We start from the raw sequence: 21,751 nt of genomic DNA on the forward strand, positions 1-21,751 counted from the left end.
ACGCTTTTACCGAGTATTCAGGAGAATAGCGTCGCTAATCCAGAGTTCATGAGAGAGAGTACTTCATTTAAATATATTTCTATATAATATAATTAAGCTTTGGTAGCTGATTGAATAGGAGTGTTTGGTTTGAGTAAGGGATATGTATATTTGGTGGGGGCTGGTCCCGGAGACCCTAAGTTGATAACCATTAAAGGGTCAGAATGTATTGCCAAAGCCGATGTTTTAGTCTATGATCGGTTAGCTTCGCGGCGCCTTTTGACATTAGCCCGCCCTGATTGTGAACTCATCTATGTGGGGAAATCTCCGGATCGCCATACACTTAAACAAGATGAAATTAACCAAGTTCTTGTGGATAAAGGCCTGGAAGGAAAAGTCGTAACCCGCCTAAAAGGAGGGGATCCTTTTGTCTTTGGTCGGGGGGGCGAGGAAGCCGAAGCTTTACTCAACGCAGGGATTCAGTTTGAAGTGGTACCTGGCATCACCTCTGCTATTGCAGTTCCAGCATATGCAGGTATACCCGTAACCCATAGAGATCTGACGTCTTCCTTCGCGGTTATCACAGGACACGAAGATCCTACTAAAAATGAAACAAGCATTCATTGGGACCACCTTGCCCTATCCCATGGAACTCTTGTGTTCCTCATGGGCATGGAAAATCTCCCCTTAATTGCTCAAAAACTAATGGAGAATGGGAAGAAGCCAACGACTCCAGTCGGAATCATTCAATGGGGTACCAGACCAGAACAACGAACCCTCGTAGGGCAACTGGATACTATTGCCGAAGAGGTTAAAAAGCAGGGATTTACGAATCCCTCCATTATTATCGTCGGCGAAGTCGTCTCTCTGCGAGAAAAACTCCAATGGTTCGAAAAGAAGCCCTTATTTGGGAAAAGGATTGTGGTCACTCGGGCGCGTCATCAGGCCAGTGTGTTATCGCAGGAAATCGAAACTTTGGGCGGAGAGGCTTGGGAATTTCCGACGATTGACATTGTCCCTCCCACTGACAATTCGCATATCATCAAAGCTCTGAATAATCTGGGACAGTTCCAATGGCTTATTTTTACCAGCGTCAACGGAGTAGAGGCGTTTTTTGAAGAGCTTAAGAATCAAGAACGAGATGTTCGTGATTTGATAGGCTTAGAGATAGTTGCTATAGGTCCGGCTACGCAAGCGGCTATTGAGAAAAGAGGACTTCGTGCGGCCTACGTTCCGGAAGAGTACCGCGCCGAAAAGATTGTTGAAGGTCTTACCGGCCGTGTTTCAGCTGGTCAAAGGGTGCTTCTGGCACGGGCGGAAGAGGCGCGAGATATTTTGCCTGAATCGCTTAAGGCTATGGGCTTGGAAGTCTGGGATGTGCCAGTATATAAGACCGTACTCGGAGGAGCAAATCGAGAAGAATTACAGCGTATGCTTCGTGAAAAAGAGATTCATGCGGTCACATTTACAAGCTCTTCGACAGTGCGCAATTTTGTAGAACTCTTGGAAGGAGAAATCTCTTTACTAAAAGGTGTCTCTCTCTTTTCCATCGGGCCTATTACCAGTGGAACTGCTCGAAAGCTTGGTCTGACGATCTATAAAGAGGCTAACGAATATACGATTCAGGGATTAGTCAAAGCCTTATTGGAGGGGTAAAAGTATGATTAGTGTCACAAAGCTCTTATTTGATACGGAATACTTCGGAGACTCTCTGCGTTATAATAAAAACTCGCATGGTGCTCGAAATGGAACAACCACTCTTTCCGGGCCTGTGGTCGTTTGGAATTCGACCAAGACCTGTAACCTAAAATGTGCTCATTGTTATATGGAGTCTGATGCTCAAAAATATGAGGGAGAAATGACTACAGAAGAAGCTAAGCACTTTATCGATGACTTGGCCGAATTCAAATCTCCCGTTCTACTCTTTTCTGGAGGAGAGCCGCTGATTCGCCCGGATTTTTTCGAATTGGCAGAGTATGCTATTTCCAAAGGGCTTAGGGCAACACTTTCAACGAATGGCACTTTGATTACGTCTGAAGTGGCAAGACGCATTAAAGAGATTGGGATCTCTTATGTCGGTATCTCACTCGATGGGCTTGCAGATGTGAACGACAAATTCAGAGGTAAAGAAGGAGCCTTTAAAGCGGCAATGCAAGGAATTCAAAATTGCGTCGCTGTAGACCAACGTGTAGGACTTCGTTTTACAATCAATCATCATAATATTAAAGAACTAGACAAGATCTTTGATTTCATCGAAGAAGAGAATATTGATCGCGTTTGCTTTTACCATCTGGTCTATTCGGGCCGAGGAAACCAAATGATTGCAGAAGATGTGACGCCGGAAGAGTCCCGTCAAGCGATGGACACGATTATTCGCAGAACTCGGGATTTCGAAGAACGCGGCTTGAAAAAGGAAATTCTAACGGTTGATAATCATTGCGATGGAGTATATATGTACATCCAAGCGTTAAAAGAGGATCCCGCCAGAGCTCAAAGAATCAAGGATCTAATTGGCCTTAACGGGGGAAACCGTTCGGGTATAGCTTTTGGAGAAGTTGATCCCTTGGGGTATATGCATCCGGATCAGTTCACCCAGCACATCTCCTTTGGAAATGTTCGCGAACGCAAAATTGCAGAGATCTGGACAGATGTGACTCATCCTATCATGGCTGGACTCAAAGACCGCAAAGCCTTGCTCAAAGGACGATGCGCAGCTTGTCAATACTTAGACATGTGTAACGGTAATTTCCGGACACGGGCGGAAGCTGTTACCGGTGATTTCTGGGAGTCCGATCCGGCATGCTATTTAACGGATGAAGAGATCGGAATAAAGTGACGAATAGAAATGAAATTGAATGAATAGAAATGAAATTGCACGTTCACCAAAGCTTCAGGAAGTGGTTCTTTGTGGTTGGCTTGATGGTTCTCTTTGCAATTTCATTTCATTCATTGGCTACGAAGGGGTAAAGGACGAGGTTTAGGATGAGAGGGGGTCTATTAAAGATGGAATTGAAAAGGCGTCCCCGCCGTTTGCGAGCTAACGAGACTATCCGCAGTATGGTACGGGAAAACCATATCAGAATTGAGAACTTAATTTACCCAATGTTTGTGATGCCTGGAGAAAAGAAAAAGGTGGAGATTTCCTCCATGCCTGGAGTATATAATTATTCACTCGATGAATTTATCCTTGCACTTCATGAAGTTGTAGAACTGGGAGTACCTGCTGTCTTGTTATTCGGGATTCCGGAGAGCAAGGACAGTGTGGGGTCAGGGGCTTACCATGAGCATGGAATTGTACAGCAAGCTGCACGATTAGCTAAACAACATTACCCAAACCTCTATGTTATTACGGATGTCTGTTTGTGTGAATATACGGATCATGGACACTGTGGCCTGATTGAAAATGGACAAATATTAAATGACCCGACGCTTGACTTACTTGCCAAGACGGCTCTTTCTCAGGTCCGAGCAGGTGCAGATATGGTTGCCCCTTCCGATATGATGGATGGGCGAGTAGCAGCTATTAGGGAAATGTTAGATAAAGAGGGTTTTTCTCATATTCCGATTATGGCCTATTCGGCTAAGTTCGCCTCCGGATTTTATGGACCTTTCCGAGAGGCAGCGGGATCGACCCCTCAGTTCGGAGATCGCAGAACCTATCAAATGGATCCAGCCAATGGCAATGAAGCTATGCTGGAGACGGATTTGGATATAGAAGAGGGAGCCGACATGATCATTGTAAAGCCGGCTTTGTCTTATGGAGATATTATATATCGAACTAAAGAGAAATACGGTGTGCCACTTGTGGCTTATAATGTCAGCGGAGAATACGCCATGGTCAAAGCTGCTGCTGCCAATGGGTGGATTGATGAGAAGCGCATTGTCTTAGAGGCCCTTCTGAGTATGAAGCGTGCCGGAGCAGATTTGCTGATCACTTATCACGCTTTAGATGTAGCCCGTTGGCTAAGAGAGGAGCGTTAAGCATGATTGTTTCTTGGAATACGACAAATGATTGCAATATGTTTTGTGATCATTGCTATCGTGATGCAGGCTGTAAAGCAGAAGATGAACTTAGCACATCTGAGGCAAGGACTTTGCTGGAGCAAATTGCCAAAGCAGGGTTCAAGATTATGATTTTTAGTGGGGGAGAGCCTTTATTAAGACCGGATATTGTTGAACTGGTGGCCTATGCCACCTCACTTGGATTGCGACCTGTTTTCGGAACGAACGGAACTCTAATTACCTTAGAGTTAGCCCGTCAACTTAAAGAGGCCGGTGCCATGGGAATGGGCATATCACTAGACTCTCTTGACAAAGCAAAACATGATCAATTTCGAAAATTTCCGGACGCCTGGGACGGGGCAGTGCGTGGGATGAAAAATTGCCGCGAAGTCGGACTCCCATTCCAGATTCATACCACAGTTATGGATTGGAATGCACACGAGGTGGAAGCCATCACGGATTTTGCCGTGGAAATGGGCGCAGTAGCTCACCATTTCTTTTTCCTCGTACCGACAGGGAGAGCTGTGTCCATCGAGGAAGAGTCCTTAAGGGCTGAGGCCTACGAAGACATCTTAACTAGAATCATGAAAAAACAGCAGACGGTTGATATCGAATTAAAACCTACATGTGCCCCTCAGTTTATGAGAATTGCCAAACAAATGGGGATTGATATGCGCTTTAGCCGCGGTTGTTTAGCAGGTACTGCTTATTGCATCATTGGACCAAAGGGCCAAGTCCAACCCTGTGCTTATTTAAATATTCCGCTGGGGGATGTCAGAGAGACTCCCTTTGATGAAATTTGGCGTAATAACGAAGTATTGCAGACCTTGCGTACCCTTGATTATAAAGGCGGCTGTGGATCATGTCAGTATAAACATGCTTGTGGCGGTTGCCGTGCACGTGCTGCCTATTATAACGAAGGGGATTACATGGCCGAGGAGCCGTGGTGCTTATATCACGGAAGGAAGGGGGTTTAGTATGGATGCAACCGATCGCTCCTTACTGAATGCCATCCAAAATGATTTTCCGATAGCCGAATATCCCTATCGAATCTTAGGGGAAGCAGTTGGCATAAATGAAACCGAGGCCTTTCTACGAATTCAACAACTTAGACAGGATGGGATTATTCGTCGCTTAGGCGGGGTCTTTGATTCTCGCCGTTTAGGGTATTACAGTACATTATGTGCCGGTAAGATCCCAGAAGAGAAAATTCCTGTCTTGGCTGAACTCCTTGACGGAATTTCCGGGGTGACACACAACTATATTCGTGATCACGTCTATAATGTTTGGTTTACTCTAATAGCTCGCTCACACGCTGTCACAGAAAGCATCCTTCAAAACATCCGTGAAGTGATGGGATTAACCGACATCTTTACCCTTCCGGCCTCCCGGGTTTTTAAAATCAACGTTAATTTCGATTTTGATCAGTCTATTGACGATATGGAACGCGAAGAAGGCCAGAATGCTTCTGGGGATGATGTATTGCGCGGTGCGCATAAGGAAGAAGTCTCTCCTTATGAATTAATAAATGATGAGATTGTCCTAATTCGAATAATTCAGGGTAATCTGCCGGATTCCCCAACTCCATTTACAGTCCTGGCCGAAAGTATCTATTGGCCTACTGACAAGGTTATTTCCGTTGCAAATCGTTTGTTAGACGTAAAAATTCTGAGGCGTTTTGGTGCGGTTCTTCGTCATCAAAAAGCAGGCTTCGTAGCCAATGCTATGGGAGTTTGGCAGGTTGATCCAGAAGAGGCGGATACGGTCGGGCAAATCATGGCACGCTTCAAGGAAGTTAGCCATTGTTACCAGCGGCCAACACTTCCTGATTGGCCCTATAACATCTTCACCATGATACATGGTCGCTCGGCGGAGGATTGTGAAGACATCATGAAGAGAATTTCGCTGGCAACTGGGGTAAAGACTTATTCTATGCTCTTTAGTGTTGCTGAATTAAAAAAGAGCAGTATGCAATATTTTCTGGAAGAAGAGGCTGATTAGAAAGGGGCTGCAAAATATTGAGTCTTGTAGATGAAAAAAGCCGCCAAGCGTTTGCCAGGGCCCAGGTTGTTATTCCCGGAGGAGTAAATTCGCCGGTTAGGGCCTTCAAATCCGTAGGTCGTGACCCAGTATTTATAGATCGGGGACAGGGAGCCCATATCTGGGATATTGACGGTAATCAATATCTTGATTTTGTTGGTTCTTGGGGCCCATTGATTGTTGGACATGCTCATCCTGATGTTGTGGCTGCGATTAAGCGAGTAGCCGAGCGCGGAACGAGTTACGGTGCACCTACCGAAGTCGAAACTGTCTTAGCAGAGGAAGTCTTGAAAGCTTATCCTTCCATGGAGATGATACGCATGGTTAATTCCGGAACGGAAGCGACCATGAGTGCCTTACGTCTGGCTCGAGGGGTGACCGGCAGGGCCAAAATCGTTAAATTTGAGGGTTGCTATCATGGTCATGCTGACCAACTTCTGATTAAGGCCGGGAGTGGGGCTCTTACCTTTGGAGTTCCAACCTCTCCAGGAGTTCCGGCCCAAACGGCAGCCACCACAATCTCTGCTCAGTTTAATGATCTTGAAGGGTTAAGAGAAATCTTTAAACGCGAAGGGGAAGAGATTGCTTGTGTAATCTTAGAACCAGTGGCAGGAAACATGGGTGTAGTCTTACCTGAAGGAGAGTTTTTACAAGGGGTTCGACGTCTAACAGAAGAGTATGGTGCATTACTCATATTTGATGAAGTAATGACTGGTTTCAGAGTAAGTTATGGAGGGGCCCAGGCCTATTATGGAATAGATCCGGATTTAACCTGTCTGGGCAAAGTCATTGGCGGGGGGCTTCCGGTAGGCGCTTATGGTGGAAAGCGCCAATACATGGCCCAGATATCCCCTAGCGGACCAATTTATCAAGCGGGTACTTTGTCGGGTAATCCCTTGGCGATGAACGCCGGTTTAGCAACCTTGAAATTGCTTCAACAACCAGGTACATATCAAAATTTACAAGCCAAGACCACTCGGCTTGCTGAAGGTTTAAAACAGCTTGCTCAAGAAGCCGGACTTCCTATTTGGACCAATGCCGTCGGTGCCATGTTTTCCGCGTTTTTTACAAATATACCGGTCAAGGATTATGCCAGCGCCTGTACATCAGATGTAGAACGGTTTGCTAAGTTCTTCAGGGGAATGTTAGAGCGTGGCATTTACTTAGCTCCCAGTCAATTTGAAGCAGTCTTTTTATCAATGGCCCATACAGACTCGGACATTGACCAAACCTTAGAGCAAGCTCGAATCGTCCTTAAAACTCTCTAGTAAGCTAGTCCTGAAAGAGAACAGAGGGGTAAACTGGGTTATTTATGGTAACCTTATCAGAGAGGTGTCTTCTGCATGAAATCTAAAAGGGTCGTGAGAACTCTTATTACGTTAGGCTTAATAGCAGCCTTGATAGCTGTGCTTTATGCTTCACAAAATAGCGATCCATCGAATCCACATTCATCGGTGCCGGAAGAAACTTGGATTCATGGACCCAAAGGACACGGGTATGCTGTCATGAACAACCAGCAACCTTGGAAACAGTGCTATGAATGTCATGAAAAGAAAGGTCTGGGCGGCGAAGTTTATTGTCAGAGTTGTCATGATCAATCAGGGGTAAACGTACTGATACCCCAAAAACCTTCGCAATAGTTGTTAGGCTCAACTGATCCAACCAATTTTCGGTTACTTACCAATTAAAACGCTGAAAAAGATAATCTTTTATCAGCGTTTTTGCAATTTTGGCTGTTTTTTTCGAAGCAGACTAAACGACTAAACACTTCCTGCTGAAAACTAAGGGCTAATAGATGATTTATTTATAATTAGGCAGCAGTAGCTTCGTGAGCCCTTAGAGATGATCTTTCAAGTCTTGATAGAAGTTTGCCTTGGCTGTCTCGTAGTAGGGAGTAACCCATAAAAATGCTATCCCTAAAGTTATTACGCCCAATAGAAACCAGCCTAGGTAACTTAACCAAAACTTAAACAGTTCAGATTTAAAGCCAACCATCATGAGTTTACTTTGGTTTAATGCTTCAAAGGCACTTAGCTGAGGGTTATCTATCATAATATAGTAGGCCATGGAATATCGTAAAGCAGCAATAATTCCCGGAATGATAAGAAGAAGACTCCACAAAATTATGAAAAATGTCGTGAGGAGATTCAGAACAAAGGCTTTTAGGAAAAACTTAAACCCTCCAAACATATCCTCAATGATCGGTCCTTTTTGCCTTACTAACTTGAGAAAATAGCCAGATACCCCGAGTGTTATTGGTCCGATCAAAATGAAGCTTAATAAATCAGCTAAGGGTGTCAAGGTGCTTGTATAAGGAACACTAATGAGTTCTCCATTAAGCCAAATAAATTGAACGGAATGTATCGTATTTACATTTCCTTCTGTAAAAGCAATTGTGAGTAGCCAGGCAATAAAACTCACAATTCCGGCTTGAAGCCATGTGCCCTTTAACTGTTCCCTGGCCCTAAGTTTTAGATCATAGCTTTCTTGAGGCATTTTTAGTCTCCTTTCATCTTGCCCTGAAATTCTGGATAAAATAGTAGATCGGAATTTACCAGCCGTGTATGAGATAGAGGATAAAATAGATAGGATAGACTTAAATCCGGATAATAAATCCAATATGCTGGAATTGAATTGGAAATATGGTTATTTCATAGTTTTAGGAGTAATGATCGGTATCTCTATGTTCTTGTGGTTTAAAGGAATGGTTTAATACATAATAGTGTCTTTATTCAATATTGTGAAAAATTATTTCATTAATCCCATTATAGGTTATAAATGGTATAATTGAAACTATGTAATCTTGAAGTGATGAGGGGGTTAGAGTCACGCTGCAATCCATTAGCCGGGGAAGAACTCTTAGTTTCCCGGCTTAAACTATTGCTAAGACTTTTTTACTTGTAAATTTGAATCTGTGAAATAATAAAGGTAGAATCAGACATAAGGAAGGTGAATACCATGAAATTTACGGAGTTTGCTTATATACGGCCCGATTTAAGGGAGGTAGAGACCAAGTTTTCTGAACTTTTAACAAAGTTCGAACAGGCTGAAGATTTTCAGCAACAGGATGTTGTGATGGTAGCGCTTAATAAGCTAAGAAGCGAATTTGAGTCGATGGAGCAACTTGTACATATACGGCATACCATTGATACTACGGACCCTTTTTACGAGAAGGAACAGGCCTTTTTTGACGAAGGAACACCAATTTATCAGGGCCTGATATCCCGATATTATCGGTCCTTGGTCAACTCTAAATTCAGACAGGCTTTGGAAGAAAAATGGGGAAAACAGCTTTTTGTCAAAGCCGATCTAACAATCAAAACCTTCGAACCAGAAATCATTGAAGACTTGCAACAGGAAAATAAACTATCTAGTGAATATACCAAACTCATTGCTTCGGCGAAGATAATGTTTGAAGGTGAAGAAAGAAATTTGCCGGGGTTGGTTCCTTTTCAGCTATCAACTGATCGAGCCACGAGGAAACGTGCCAATGAGGCTAAATATGCTTTCTTTAAGGCTAATGAAGTAAAGCTGGATGAAATCTATGACGGCTTGGTTAAAATCAGGACACGGATGGCCCAAAAGCTGGGTTTTGCAAATTATATTGAACTTGGTTATGCCAGGATGCTTAGGTCAGACTACACACCAGAAATGGTGGCAGACTTCCGTAAGCAGGTTAAAGAGTCTATTGTCCCAGTGGGAAGCAAGTTGCGAGAACGACAAAGAAAACGGCTGGGGTTAGATACTTTGCCATATTATGATGAGAAATTCAGTTTTCAAACGGGTAATGCTACTCCTCAAGGGGATCCTGAATGGATAGTGAGCAACGGTCGACGTATGTATAATGAGCTGTCAAAAGAGACCAGTGAATTTTTTGAGTTTATGGTGGAAAATGAACTAATGGACTTGGTAAGTAAAAGGGGCAAGGCGGGGGGCGGCTATTGCACTTATATTAGTCAATATCAGGTTCCCTATATCTTCTCGAATTTTAATGGGACATCAGGGGACATTGATGTTTTGACCCATGAAGCTGGGCATGCTTTTCAAGTTTATTGCAGCAGAAATTTTCAAATTCCCGAATATCATTGGCCAACATACGAAGCATGCGAGATCCACTCGATGAGCATGGAATTTTTCACGTGGCCTTGGATGGAACTTTTCTTCAAAGGAGATACGGATAAATATAAGTTTAGCCATTTGAGTGATGCGTTACTGTTTATCCCTTATGGGGTCAGTGTGGATGAATTTCAGCATTTTGTCTACGATCACCCAGAGGCCTCTCCACAGGATCGAAAAGCAGCCTGGAGAGAAATTGAAAGAAAATACCTGCCGCATCGAGATTATGAAGACAATGATTATCTAGAAAGGGGCAGTTACTGGCATCAGCAGGGACATATTTTTGGCGATCCCTTTTATTACATAGATTATACCTTAGCACAAATTTGTGCTTTTCAGTTCTGGAAGAGGTCCCGTGAAAATAGAGAATCCGCTTGGACAGATTACCTAAGGCTCTGTCAGGCCGGGGGCAGTCAATCCTTTTTAGAACTTGTTAAGTTAGCGAATTTGGTTTCACCGTTTCAAGATGGTTGCATCTCCTCTGTGGTAAAGGTCATTGAAAACTGGCTTAATGGAGTGGAGGATTCAAAGCTCTAATTAGAAAGTAAGGGATTGTGTGAAAGTTCAGTTCTAAATCCCAAGTGGTTACAACAAAAAGGCGTCCTCTTTCCACTATCAAAGTGGAGTGAGGACGCTTGTGCTTTGTTGTATGTACTAACGTGGTAGTATCCAGGTTACACCTGTTTCTTGGATGGCTACCTTTTCTATTTGGCCGGATGCCGCTTGACGGAAACGGGTAATGGGTTCATCCATAGGCTCTCTGGATAGGTTAAAAGCTCCCCAATGCATGGGGATAATCCATTTCGCCGACATTTCCTCGGCCATTTTCCAGGCCTGTTCAGGAGTAGCATGTTTAGCTTCAAAGGACTTTGGCGAGTAGGCTCCAATACCCATTATAGCTATATCAATCGGTACCCCACTCAGTTGTTGTTGAATGAGTTCAGTGTAGCCCGTGTCGGCTCCGAAAAATATATTAATACCATTTTTAGATAAGAGGAGACTATTCGCTTCCATACCTTTTTTCCAAGGTATCCGGGCTCCCCAGTGTTTACCCTCGATAGCCTTAACAGTGACTCCTGCTAAAGACTTACTGTCTTGCCAGTGCATTTCTTCTATGGATTTAAACTTCATACCCTTCCACAAGGGTGAGGTATTTTTGGCGGTAACAACAGAGGTATTAGGTGATTGAAACTTACGTAAGGTTGGATAATCAAAATGGTCTGTATGAGCGTGGGATACAAGTAATAAATCAATAGCACCCACTTCGTCGCTGCTCAGGGCGGAAGCTATATAACGGCTGGGCCCTATTGTTAGATCACCAAGGGGGGTAATACCAATATTTGAGTTTAAGGCAGGATCAATAAGGATTCTTGTACCAAAGAAGTTGATTAAAAAGCTGGCGTGACCAAGCCAAGCTACCGTGACTTCATCGTTTAACCATTTACTGGGAGCTGGAATATAGTTGGGCTTTATTAATTTTTGTCCGGACTTTTCTCCACTTTGCTCGCCTAAGACATTATTAATAGCGAAATAACCTCCTGTCAATCCTAGCGTGCCTAACATGCCCAGGCTGATAAATTCACGACGCGTGTATCGTGTCAGGGGTTGGTGACGTGACTCTGGGTCAAATAAATTACCTTGTTTCAAGAGTATCACTCCTGCATGCAAATGTGACTATAACTCATAAGTACGTATTTCTAGGAGATAATTCTTTGCGCGGTGTCAAAGGGTACTACAAATTCTCAAGGAATAACCGGACTACATCAAATCCCCCAATTATAGTCCCTATTGAGCCTCCTAAATTTGCCATAGTGACTATAATTAGAATCCTCGTCACCTTATTATTCCAGAAACCTTTAAGAGTAAAAACATCCTCAGATAGATTTTCAAAGTCTCCTACACTGGGTCGACGGATATAAGCTTGTACAATGCCGGCAAACCATCCGGCTGCTATTAGTGGATGTAAGGTAGTTATCGGAGCGACTACAAAGGCTGTAAGAATAGTAAGCGGATGACCAAAAGCAAGCGCAGTTCCCAGTGCTGCAAAAGATCCGGTCCATAGTACCCAACTTATAGTTTGCTGAACTCCAGCAGATGGATTTGCAATGAAAGTATAGATAATAACCGCCATAATAAGAAGTGGAATCGACCAACCAATCACTTTAAGAGCCTTTGATTTAGCAGGAAGTTGAGATAAAAGCGCTAAATCGTGCTCTTTTTTTAGTTCTTCTTTAATACCGGGAACGTGTGCCGCTCCTAAAACAGCAAGAATCTTATTACCCGGAGCTTCTTTAATCTTCTGAGATAAATACTGATCTCGCTCATCAATAAGAGGAAGCTTTAATTTGGGAAAGTTTACAGTAAACTCATTAAGTATTGAATTAAGCATGTCTTGAGATTTCATCTTTTCAAGATCCTCTTCTGAAATGTCTTCGTCATCGAAAATACTAAAGAAAATCCCAGTAAGAAGCTTAGCTTTACCCCAGAATCCTACACCTTTCCAAATACGAGCAAAGGTTATTTGAATATTTCTATCAGCTAATACCAAGTTTGCACCTATTTCTTTAGCTGATTCAGCCCCCTGAATCATTTCTTGTCCAGCATTAATACCAAATTGCTTTGCTATACGCTTTTGGAAGGAAGATATTACAAGATTTATCAAGAGTAAAGTGGCCTTTTTTTCTTTAATAATCTTAAAAATATCGGTCTCTTTCCACTTGTTACCTTCAATGATCGTCTGATATCTAGGTTCATCCAACTCGATACAAACAGAGTCAGGCTTTTCGTATTCAATAACTTCCTTCACCAGCTCGGCACTTTGCTTAGAGACGTGTGCAGTTCCGATAAGAATAAATTCCTTACCATCTAAATTTATTCTAGTAATGTTTTGGTTTTCTTCAAACATAAACTACCTTCCTTTATAACTTTCTTTACTAACAACCCTGCCTATTTTTTTTGCCATAGATTTATTGTACTCTATTCGCCCATTTACAACAAATCAACATGGATTGTTTGAAGAAAAAAATAGCCACTGCTTATGGAAGTGTGGCTACTCAATATAAAGAACTAATAATTTAAAAGCACGTTGATTGTCCACGTCAACGTGCTTTTATTATTATTCCTGTCAAGTTTCCTTAAAGACATCGAAAATGACAGGAAAGTCTAGGAAATACCTTCTCAACAGCCGGAGGGACTACTGTTTAAAAGAAGGCACTTCCAACATTAAGTCCTCCTTGGAGGAACGCCACTTGAGAGAGCCCCTTGCTTTGGAGCATACATGCAGCTTCGTAACCCCTTATTCCTAAGCCACATACGGTTACAATTAAAGTATCCTTGGGGATCTCTTCCCAACGATCTCGCAGTTCGCCTAACCCAATCACCATGGTCCCATTCAGGGACAGCGGCTTAGCCGCCACTTCGTCCGGCTCACGGATATCAAGTATGCAGAGCTTTTCCCCGGCTGCTAAGCGTTTGGTGACGTTTTCCGCTGTGATTCCTAACGCTATCCCCTGACGCATGTTTTCTAAAGTTGTTGCAGCATGTATGAGCACATCAATAGCGGTGGCAAATGGCGGTGCATAGGCTAGGTCTAAATCGCTTAAATCTTCTGCTTTAGCGCCAAATTTAAGCGCGGTTGCCAGTACATCAAGTCTTTTAGCACATTCCCCTATACCACAGACTTGGGCGCCAAGTAAGCGGCCATTTTCCTGTTCAGCAATTAATTTAATCGTGATAAGAGCATGCATGGGATAATAGTGAGTAGCATCAAGGCCGCTGCTCACACTGGTTACAACATTGTATCCTCGATTGCGAGCCTCTTCTTCTCCTAATCCCGTGCGACCGATAGTAAGATCAAAGGCTTGAAGAATAGATGTTCCCTCGACTGGGGCAAAGCGGGCGGGGATTCCAGCAATATGATCTGCGATTACGCGGCCTTGCTTGTTAGCGGTCGAGGCCAGCGGAATATAAACAGGTTCCCCTGTAAGAAGATGACGTTGTTCGGCACAGTCTCCGCCAGCATATATAGCCGGATCATTGGTCATCTGATGCTCATCGACTTGAATTGCTCCTGTGTTGCCAATGGTGAGCCCGGCTTCTCTGGCGAGTCCGATTTCCGGACGAACGCCGGCGGCGATAATTACCATCTCTGTTTCAATTGTTCCTTGTTCTGTTATGACTCGGCATACATTGTCTTCAGCATCCCCTTCGAAAGCCTTCACGTTACAGGAAAGCTGCAAATCAACGCCATGCCCCTTTATTTTTTGCTCAACCAGTTTGGACATGTCAGAATCAAGTAGTTTTGGCAATACCCGAGAATCTGCCTCACACATTGTAACCTTCAAACGAGGGCTGACGAGTGCATCCGCTGTTTCTATTCCGATTAACCCGGACCCAATTACGGTGACATGCTTCACCTGTTTTGTTTTGATCAAATCCTTGACACTCTGGGCATCATGGGGATGATGCATAGTGAATATCCGTCCTAACTTAACTCCGGGAATCGGAGGTATACTCGGCTTGGCCCCGGTTGCAAGAACTAAATAATCATAAGGCAAGGCCTCCTCGAGATTAGTAAGCAAATTTCGGACCCAAACACTTTTATTACTCCTGTCAATTTTTATAGCTTCTGTTTGAGTGTGAACTTTTGCATTCTTTTGTGCCGCAAAAAATTCCGTATCTCTAATTACACCGTAGGAGGTCGTCATTAAATCCTCTAATCGAGGCACTAAGTTAGCGACATAAAAAGGCAGTCCACATCCACCGTAAGAGATTAGACTTCCTTTTTCTAGGATGGTAATCTCAGCATCCGGACTAATGCGCCTTAAACGTGCAGCTACTTTAGGACCAATAGCAACCCCGCCTACAATAATTACTTTCATGAAAGCTCCCCCTCATTAAATTAAGAAATACACAATAATTATTCCAAGAACTCCAAAAATGGTTTTTCCATACTCACAAGTGCATTAACCATCAATTCTACTAAACCGCCATATTGAACATTAAATTTGTCTGTCCCCTCGTAAAACTCCAGAATGTCGCGAATAGCTCCTTTACAATTAGAACAAGGTGCACATACATATTTAGGCAGGGCAGTATTTTTCATACTATCCTGAAAGGCTCCGAGAATCTGGTTAAACTTCATACGAGAGCTTACTTTGTTTCTCCATTCAGAGAAGTTCATAGAATTCGTAATAGCAAAACCACCGCCGCCGCCACAGCAGTAATTGTCAACGCCATGTGGTGTCATTTCTCTGAACTGAGGACATATGGCTTTTAAGACATTTCGTTGCGGTTCCACAATCCCCATTCCTCGAACATAATTACAAGGATCATGTAGCGTTACAGGAAAGTTATTTTTTCGGGGATCTAACCTTAATTGTTTGAGCCTGACCATATCCCAAAGAAGAGGGAGACAGCTCTCAACCGGAACTTTAGCATCTGCAAACACCATGCGATCCGCTATTAGCGCTGAAGCCTTATGGGCATGTCCGCACTCTGCGATGACTATTCGGTTGACTCCTAGTTCTTTGGCAACTTTCATCTGTAATGTGGCCAGAGCTTTTGCTTGGAAATCATCATACCAGATTCCATAGTTTACATTGTCATATCCTGCGATTTCACTGCTGAGTGTCCAATTCAAACCGGCTTCTTCAAAGAGAATAGCAAATGCGATAGGGTTTTCCGGCCATGCCATATATTCACCCGCATTATGTATCAGCAGAATATCAGCACCCTTTTTGTCCATAGGAAATTTGATTTTTAAGCCATACTTCTCTTCGATATCCTCTTCTAAAAACTCTATCGTATCTAAGAACGCCGGTTTGCTAACTCCCGTAGACGAACCTGTTTTTATTTGAAGCATCGTACCTTTGGTATGCAAGGGAAGAGGAGCAATGCCCATTTCTTGGCTGAATATTTTTCGGATTTCTTTCGTGAGAATGGCATTATCTAAGCCCAATGGACAAGTCTGAGCACAACGACGGCAAAGATTACAGCGATAGGCTAATTCTCCAAGCCGAGCAATTGTTTCCCAATTCACATCGATATCAGCTCCGACAAAACTGCCCAGAAGCTTTCCGCTTTTGGTAAAGTACTTCTTTACAATCTTGCGAAGAACTTCGGAGCGGAAAATTGGGCGATACAGCTCATTGTTTCCCGAGGCTTCGTAGATATGGCAGGCCGCTGAACACGTATCACATTTTGCGCAGTATTCAAAGGATAATAGGAGGGGCTGGAGCACTCCATTGTTGGCATCTGAAAAGCTTTTTTCTAAACCGTTGAGGAATTTCCGTACAAATTCATCCTCTTCAGCTTTGGTTTTTGGGCGAATCAACGTATCAATTCCGACGTAGCCATCCAAAGATGTACAGAACTTTTCTTTCCATGCAGGCTTGGGATCGGTTAAGGGCGGTTCCATTCCAGGTTTATCATAGGGCGGAAATAAAGGCATTAGCTGTTCTGGTTCAAGTTTGATCAGTTGCTCATCTGACCGTCCCATATCTTTTGGGCGTAAATCTTTTTGATTAATCATATTTAACTCTCCTCTTTCGACAAGTTAACTTTCCAAAATATGTAGTTATTCCCAAGGATGTGTCTTATCGCCTAATGATGAAGTGAGTAAAAAGATAATCTTAATATGATATAATTCAGGTTAATATAGTTGTATAGTTATTGACATATGCCCCATTCGATTTTATTATACTCTGTATTGAACATATGTCAATAAACGTTTTTTATTATCCTAAGCATAGGATTTCTTAATATCTTGAATGGTTTGCATTTTAATCCTAAGGGAGGTCAGGTAAGTGAACTCGTTCAGCGGAAATTACGTTGAGAAATGACAATTCTTTGAGTTAGGGGAGGTCAGGTAAAAACAGAACGTTATTAGTTATTGACATATGTTCAAAACAGAGTATAATTCAATTCATAAAGGGCATATGTCAATAACTGAAGGAGGCGGTAGTGTGCCTAGAAGAGATGGAACGGGTCCGATGGGCGGATCTATGAAGGGTGCTGGCTTAGGCCAAGGGTCAGGTTACAGAAGGGGCCCGGGAAGAAATTTTACCAAAGATTTAATAGTGTCAAAAACGCAAAAGGAATTGTTGCAAGAGCAAAAAGAGCAACTTGAAAAAAAGCTTGCTGATATTAGCAAGCAATTAGAGATTTTATAACTGGTAGTTGAAAGCACGCCTGCAGGCTTGTAAGTTTCTTAATGAAATAATTGAGGTGTACGAATTATGCCAAGACCCAGAAAATGGAGAAAAGTTTGTTGCTTGCCGGAAAGCAACAGCTTTGGGCCACTTAATACATTAATTAATCAAGAACATTTTGTAATTATGACAGTTGATGAGTATGAGACGATACGACTCATTGACTTGGAAGGTTTTACCCAGGAAGAGTCAGCCGACCAAATGAATATAGCACGTACAACCGTTCAGCGCATTTATAATGATGCGAGGAGAAAACTGGCAGATTCCTTGGTCAACGGAAAAATGTTAAGAATTGAGGGCGGTGATTATAAGCTGTGTGACGGACTTGAAAAAACATGCGGTTGTGGTGGCTGCCTCAGACATAAATGCGATAGAAGTTTTAGGCTTGAGGATAATGGAGGTGAGTGATCATATATTCGGAGAAAGTAATAGAACACTTTATGTGTCCACAAAATGCTTATAGTATGCCTGACGCTAATGCTCAGGGAGTATGTGGGGATTCTTCATGCGGAGATGAACTCATCATTTTTCTAAAAGTACAAGATAATTGTATTCAAGAGATTAGTTATCTGGTGTTTGGTTGTTGTGCATCAATTGCAACATCTAGTATGACGTCAGTATTGGCTAAAGGAAAAAGTCTGGAGGATGCTTTGGCTATTACCGAAGAAGATATTATCCAGGCACTGGATGGTCTCCCTGAGGCTAAGGTGCACTGTTCAAATCTAGGAGTTAGTGCTTTGCGTGATGCCATAAACAATTACCGCGAAATCACCAAAGACAAGTGTTAAGGAGGATTCTCAATGAAAATTGCAATTCCAGTCGATGACAAATCCATGGAAACAAGTGTCTGCCAATCCTTTGGTCGCACCCCTTATTATCTGATTTATGATACCGAATCAAAGGAGAGTGTTTTTTTAGATAACAGTGCAGTAGCCAGTCAAGGCGGCGCTGGGATCAAGGCCGCCCAGACGATTGTAGACAGCAAGGTGAGCGCTTTACTTACTCCTCGATGTGGGGAGAATGCCGCAGATGTTCTCAAGGCAGCCAATATCAAATTATACAAGACTGTAAATGCTTCTATTCAAGACAATATTGATGCATTAAATGACGGGAAGCTATCCTTGTTAGAAGATATTCATCCCGGGTTTCATGGTCATGGAGGCTAATAGCATGAAGATAGCTGTGCTAAGCGGCAAGGGAGGCACAGGAAAAACACTTGTATCTGTAAATCTAGCTTCGGCAGCTAATGAAGCTATCTATATAGACTGCGATGTTGAAGAGCCGAACGGACGTCTTTTTTTTAAGCCTAAGAACATTGCATCAGAAAGCGTCTCAATTAAAATTCCTTTCGCAGATCAAAAGCTTTGTGTTGGCTGCCGGAAATGCATTGATTTTTGTAAGTTCAATGCTATAGCCTTTATCATCAACAAGGTGATCGTGTTTGATGACGTTTGTCATTCTTGTGGAGGGTGCGTACTTTTTTGTCAGGAGAAGGCCTTGTCGGAGAAAGACAAAAATATTGGAGAAGTTCAGAGTGGTGTTTCAGAAAATGTCAGTGTCATTACTGGGATATTAAATACCGGCGAAGCATCCGGCGTTCCCCTTATTAAGAAGCTCTTAAACAACAATTTATCAGGAAAAGCATTGACCTTTATAGATTGTCCACCTGGGAGTGCCTGTATTGTCATGGAAAGCATCAAGGATGCAGACTATTGTATTATGGTTGCCGAGCCCACCATGTTTGGAGTACATAACCTCAATATGGTTTATGAACTGGTAAAGTTGTTCAAGAAGCCGCATGCCGCAGTACTTAACAAATGTCTGGAGGGAGAAAATCCTGCTGAAGACTTTTGCCGAGAAATGAATATTAAGATTTTAGGCAAGATACCCTTTGACAGTGAGCTTGGAACACTGAATTCCAATGCTCTCATCTCAGTTAGAGAGAACCAAAAGTATCGTGATATGTTCTCTTCTATGCTTCAGATTGTGGCTAAGGAGGTGCAACATGAAACAGTTGCTTATTCTTAGCGGTAAGGGCGGTACGGGAAAAACAACAATCGCCAGTGCTTTTATTCAGTTATCAAATGCTAAAGTGTATGCAGATTGTGATGTGGATGCACCTAATTTGCATTTAATAATGAATCAGGCATCCGTTGCCAAACGCTCAGGCTATTATGGAATGCCCAAGGCACATATTGATCTAAATGAGTGTGTGCAATGTGATTTGTGCAGGCAAAACTGCCGGTTCAATGCTATTCAGGCGGAGATTGATTATAAAGTTGATTACTATGCCTGTGAAGGTTGCGGAGTTTGTCAAGCCCTTTGCCCGGCAGGAGCTGTATCGCTCAAACCTGCCCTGGCAGGAGAATTAATGCTCTACACCAATGATTCGGTGTTTTCAACCGCAGAGCTTAAAATGGGGAGCGGTAACTCAGGGATGCTGGTCACCGAGGTGAAAAAGCAGATGAAGTCAGTGGCTGCAGATGGTGGGCTTGCAATCATTGATGGATCTCCGGGTATAGGATGCCCGGTCATTGCCTCGCTTAGCGGTGCTGATATGGTGCTAATTGTTGCAGAACCTTCTATCTCAGGCATTAGTGATATGGAGCGCATCATTAAAACAGCGGAAAAATTCCATACCAGAATCGCCATTTGTATTAATAAATATGACACCAATATTGAAAACACAAAAAGGATAGAGCGGTTTTGTCAAAAACTCTATCTGCCTTGTGCAGGAAGAATACCCTATGACCCGGATGCGGTTAAAGCAATCAACCAAGGTCGGAGCATTGTTGAGATGGATTGCGAAGCAGGACGTGCTGCCAAAGTTGTTTTTGATAAGACAATTAAACTGTTATTCAATGAAAGTTTAGTGTTGTAAGTTTAAATATGAACAAACCGATCAGCTTAGCAACTTGATAATAGCGTGTGTGAATCTTTTGATGGGACTGGATTGATAATATTTTGTAAATATTAAGAAAAAATGGAGGGAAATAGCATGAAAATCGCAGTAGCAAGTAATAATGGAATGGTTACAGAGCATTTTGGTCATTGCGAGAGTTTCAGTATCTTTGAAACAGAAAACAATCAGATTGTTAAGAGTGAGTCCATCCCAAACCCTGGGCATAAGCCGGGCTTTTTACCGAACTTCTTAAACGAAATAGGAATTAATGTTATTATTTCAGGCGGTATGGGTGGTGGCGCGATCCAAATATTTAACGAGAAGGGTATCCAAGTAATTACGGGCGCAAAAGGGCTGGCAAAGGTTGCGGCAGATCTCTATTCACAAGGTAAACTAAAAACTACTGGCTCAGTTTGCCATGAACATCAGCACCATGATGAATGCGGACATTAAAGGAGCTATAGCGATGACGAAGATAATCGACTAAATGGAGGTTTTGATAGCAGACATTAATTAAGCAAGATTCAACAAATGTTGTAAATGGGACAATGGTAGAGTAATTCAATGTCTCCTAGCTAATTATTTTAGCAAGGAGGCAATTTTTGTGAGAGATCGATTTTAAAATAAACTTATTTAGATTAAGATATATCCTCCCAGTACTCACAACAAAAGCCCTGCAGGAATAATATGGGATGTGAGGATGGAACTGGGAGGCGACCGGTTTGGAAGCAGAGGAACGCGTTTGTTATATCGAACGTTTAGAAGAATTAAGAGATTCGAAAGTCTTAGTCTATTTTTCTTATACACCGTTAGATGATTCGATATTGGTCCCCCTATATAAACAGTTGAAAGAAATAGGGCATACTAAAAAGATTGATTTAGTACTACACAGTTATGGGGGGGCGGTGGATACACCTTATAAAGTTGTGATGCTGATTCGAGAGTTTTGTGAAGAATTCGCAGTAATTGTTCCTTTTGTTGCCAAATCAGCTGCTTCGATGCTTGCCCTAGGGGCGGATGAGGTTGTAATGGGACCGATCTCCGAATTAGGCCCCATTGATCCACTGGTTAAGCATCCAATTTATAAAGATGTCTTAGTACCCGTTCAAGCAGTTTGGCATTGCTTAGATTTTTTTCAAAGGTTAATTGTCAACAGTTCTACCCCTGAAGTTGCAACTGATATTGCTGTTCCAATGCTTGCTAAGCTTGATCCTTGGCTTATCGGGGACTACGAAAAGACAATCAAGGCATCAAGGCAATATGCAGAAACATTATTATCGCGCTATATGCTTAAAAATTCTCCGGAGAAGGTTTCTAACGTGACCCATGCTCTAACAGAAGGATACTTTTCCCACGGATATCCAATCGGACGTCGAGAAGCAAAAGAATTAGGGATTAAAGTAACTGAAGCACATGGAGAACTATGGGATGTTATTTGGAATCTGTATCTTGGTTATGAAAAAATTTTTAAAGAAAACGAATAAAAGGACTCGCATATGCG

The 21,751-nt window shown here is 42.6% G+C and carries 21 protein-coding genes; 16 read left to right on the plus strand and 5 right to left on the minus strand.

All coding sequences use genetic code 11. The features are described from left to right. Nucleotides 1-129 precede the first annotated feature (129 nt). The 7 genes from cobA (at nucleotide 130) to LJE72_RS17405 (ending at nucleotide 7,661) form a co-directional block, all read left to right on the plus strand. Nucleotides 130-1,635, plus strand: a complete 1,506-nt coding sequence (gene cobA / locus LJE72_RS17375) for a uroporphyrinogen-III C-methyltransferase (RefSeq protein ID WP_229249155.1) — start codon at nucleotides 130-132, stop codon at nucleotides 1,633-1,635. A 4-nt stretch (nucleotides 1,636-1,639) separates the two neighbouring features. Beyond that, nucleotides 1,640-2,815, plus strand: a complete 1,176-nt coding sequence (gene nirJ1 / locus LJE72_RS17380) for a putative heme d1 biosynthesis radical SAM protein NirJ1 (RefSeq protein ID WP_229249157.1) — start codon at nucleotides 1,640-1,642, stop codon at nucleotides 2,813-2,815. 167 nt (nucleotides 2,816-2,982) lie between these two features. Further along, on the plus strand, nucleotides 2,983-3,960 hold the full coding sequence (gene hemB / locus LJE72_RS17385) for a porphobilinogen synthase (RefSeq protein WP_229249160.1): 978 nt from the start codon (nucleotides 2,983-2,985) through the stop codon (nucleotides 3,958-3,960). A 2-nt stretch (nucleotides 3,961-3,962) separates the two neighbouring features. Then, nucleotides 3,963-4,958 carry a putative heme d1 biosynthesis radical SAM protein NirJ2 gene (gene nirJ2 / locus LJE72_RS17390; RefSeq protein WP_229249162.1) on the plus strand — a complete coding sequence of 332 codons (996 nt, stop codon included), beginning with the start codon at nucleotides 3,963-3,965 and terminating at the stop codon, nucleotides 4,956-4,958. Between the two features lies 1 nt (nucleotide 4,959). Next, nucleotides 4,960-5,982: a siroheme decarboxylase subunit beta gene (gene ahbB, locus LJE72_RS17395; protein WP_229249164.1), complete on the plus strand. Its 1,023-nt coding sequence runs from the start codon at nucleotides 4,960-4,962 to the stop codon at nucleotides 5,980-5,982. A 17-nt stretch (nucleotides 5,983-5,999) separates the two neighbouring features. Then, nucleotides 6,000-7,289: a glutamate-1-semialdehyde 2,1-aminomutase gene (gene hemL / locus LJE72_RS17400; RefSeq protein ID WP_229249166.1), complete on the plus strand. Its 1,290-nt coding sequence runs from the start codon at nucleotides 6,000-6,002 to the stop codon at nucleotides 7,287-7,289. A 75-nt stretch (nucleotides 7,290-7,364) separates the two neighbouring features. After that, on the plus strand, nucleotides 7,365-7,661 hold the full coding sequence (locus tag LJE72_RS17405) for a hypothetical protein (RefSeq protein ID WP_073029607.1): 297 nt from the start codon (nucleotides 7,365-7,367) through the stop codon (nucleotides 7,659-7,661). A 196-nt stretch (nucleotides 7,662-7,857) separates the two neighbouring features. Here the strand turns inward: LJE72_RS17405 and LJE72_RS17410 are convergent, their stop codons facing one another. Next, complete coding sequence (locus LJE72_RS17410) at nucleotides 7,858-8,517, minus strand: DUF975 family protein (RefSeq protein WP_229249167.1); 660 nt, start codon at nucleotides 8,515-8,517, stop codon at nucleotides 7,858-7,860. A 462-nt stretch (nucleotides 8,518-8,979) separates the two neighbouring features. Between LJE72_RS17410 and LJE72_RS17415 the strand changes: the two genes are divergently transcribed. After that, the gene (locus tag LJE72_RS17415; protein WP_229249168.1) at nucleotides 8,980-10,674 is read left to right on the plus strand and encodes a M3 family oligoendopeptidase; all 1,695 of its coding nucleotides are present in this window, start codon (nucleotides 8,980-8,982) and stop codon (nucleotides 10,672-10,674) included. Nucleotides 10,675-10,791: 117 nt separating this feature from the next. On the opposite strand, the gene LJE72_RS17420 is transcribed toward LJE72_RS17415, so the two are convergent. The 4 genes from LJE72_RS17420 to LJE72_RS17435 all read right to left on the minus strand — a co-directional run bounded on the left by LJE72_RS17420 (nucleotide 10,792) and on the right by LJE72_RS17435 (nucleotide 16,669). Beyond that, complete coding sequence (locus tag LJE72_RS17420; RefSeq protein WP_229249188.1) at nucleotides 10,792-11,700, minus strand: MBL fold metallo-hydrolase; 909 nt, start codon at nucleotides 11,698-11,700, stop codon at nucleotides 10,792-10,794. 169 nt (nucleotides 11,701-11,869) lie between these two features. Next, nucleotides 11,870-13,042 carry a TraB/GumN family protein gene (locus LJE72_RS17425; protein ID WP_229249169.1) on the minus strand — a complete coding sequence of 391 codons (1,173 nt, stop codon included), beginning with the start codon at nucleotides 13,040-13,042 and terminating at the stop codon, nucleotides 11,870-11,872. A gap of 295 nt (nucleotides 13,043-13,337) precedes the next feature. Further along, complete coding sequence (locus LJE72_RS17430; RefSeq protein WP_229249170.1) at nucleotides 13,338-15,017, minus strand: FAD-dependent oxidoreductase; 1,680 nt, start codon at nucleotides 15,015-15,017, stop codon at nucleotides 13,338-13,340. A gap of 38 nt (nucleotides 15,018-15,055) precedes the next feature. Next, on the minus strand, nucleotides 15,056-16,669 hold the full coding sequence (locus LJE72_RS17435) for a (Fe-S)-binding protein (protein ID WP_229249171.1): 1,614 nt from the start codon (nucleotides 16,667-16,669) through the stop codon (nucleotides 15,056-15,058). A gap of 433 nt (nucleotides 16,670-17,102) precedes the next feature. Here LJE72_RS17435 and LJE72_RS17440 point away from each other — a divergent pair, with 433 nt between their 5' ends. The 8 genes from LJE72_RS17440 (at nucleotide 17,103) to LJE72_RS17475 (ending at nucleotide 21,734) form a co-directional block, all read left to right on the plus strand. Continuing rightward, nucleotides 17,103-17,309, plus strand: a complete 207-nt coding sequence (locus LJE72_RS17440; RefSeq protein WP_229249173.1) for a DUF5320 domain-containing protein — start codon at nucleotides 17,103-17,105, stop codon at nucleotides 17,307-17,309. A gap of 66 nt (nucleotides 17,310-17,375) precedes the next feature. Further along, complete coding sequence (locus LJE72_RS17445; RefSeq protein WP_073029588.1) at nucleotides 17,376-17,756, plus strand: DUF134 domain-containing protein; 381 nt, start codon at nucleotides 17,376-17,378, stop codon at nucleotides 17,754-17,756. 2 nt (nucleotides 17,757-17,758) lie between these two features. Further along, entirely contained in the window at nucleotides 17,759-18,136 is a 378-nt protein-coding gene (locus LJE72_RS17450; RefSeq protein WP_229249190.1) for an iron-sulfur cluster assembly scaffold protein, read from the plus strand. A gap of 12 nt (nucleotides 18,137-18,148) precedes the next feature. Continuing rightward, nucleotides 18,149-18,514, plus strand: coding sequence for a NifB/NifX family molybdenum-iron cluster-binding protein (locus LJE72_RS17455; protein ID WP_229249175.1), 366 nt, complete (start codon nucleotides 18,149-18,151; stop codon nucleotides 18,512-18,514). Nucleotides 18,515-18,518: 4 nt separating this feature from the next. Continuing rightward, nucleotides 18,519-19,376: a nucleotide-binding protein gene (locus LJE72_RS17460; RefSeq protein WP_229249176.1), complete on the plus strand. Its 858-nt coding sequence runs from the start codon at nucleotides 18,519-18,521 to the stop codon at nucleotides 19,374-19,376. Further along, nucleotides 19,354-20,229, plus strand: a complete 876-nt coding sequence (locus LJE72_RS17465; protein WP_229249177.1) for an ATP-binding protein — start codon at nucleotides 19,354-19,356, stop codon at nucleotides 20,227-20,229. Before LJE72_RS17460 ends, LJE72_RS17465 begins: the two co-directional genes overlap by 23 nt. Nucleotides 20,230-20,346: 117 nt before the next feature. Next, complete coding sequence (locus LJE72_RS17470; protein ID WP_229249178.1) at nucleotides 20,347-20,703, plus strand: NifB/NifX family molybdenum-iron cluster-binding protein; 357 nt, start codon at nucleotides 20,347-20,349, stop codon at nucleotides 20,701-20,703. Between the two features lie 269 nt (nucleotides 20,704-20,972). Further along, the gene (locus LJE72_RS17475) at nucleotides 20,973-21,734 is read left to right on the plus strand and encodes an SDH family Clp fold serine proteinase (protein ID WP_229249179.1); all 762 of its coding nucleotides are present in this window, start codon (nucleotides 20,973-20,975) and stop codon (nucleotides 21,732-21,734) included. The last annotated feature ends 17 nt before the right edge of the window (nucleotides 21,735-21,751 follow it).

Source organism: Desulfosporosinus shakirovi (assembly GCF_020595055.1).
Lineage (GTDB): Bacteria > Bacillota > Desulfitobacteriia > Desulfitobacteriales > Desulfitobacteriaceae > Desulfosporosinus > Desulfosporosinus shakirovi.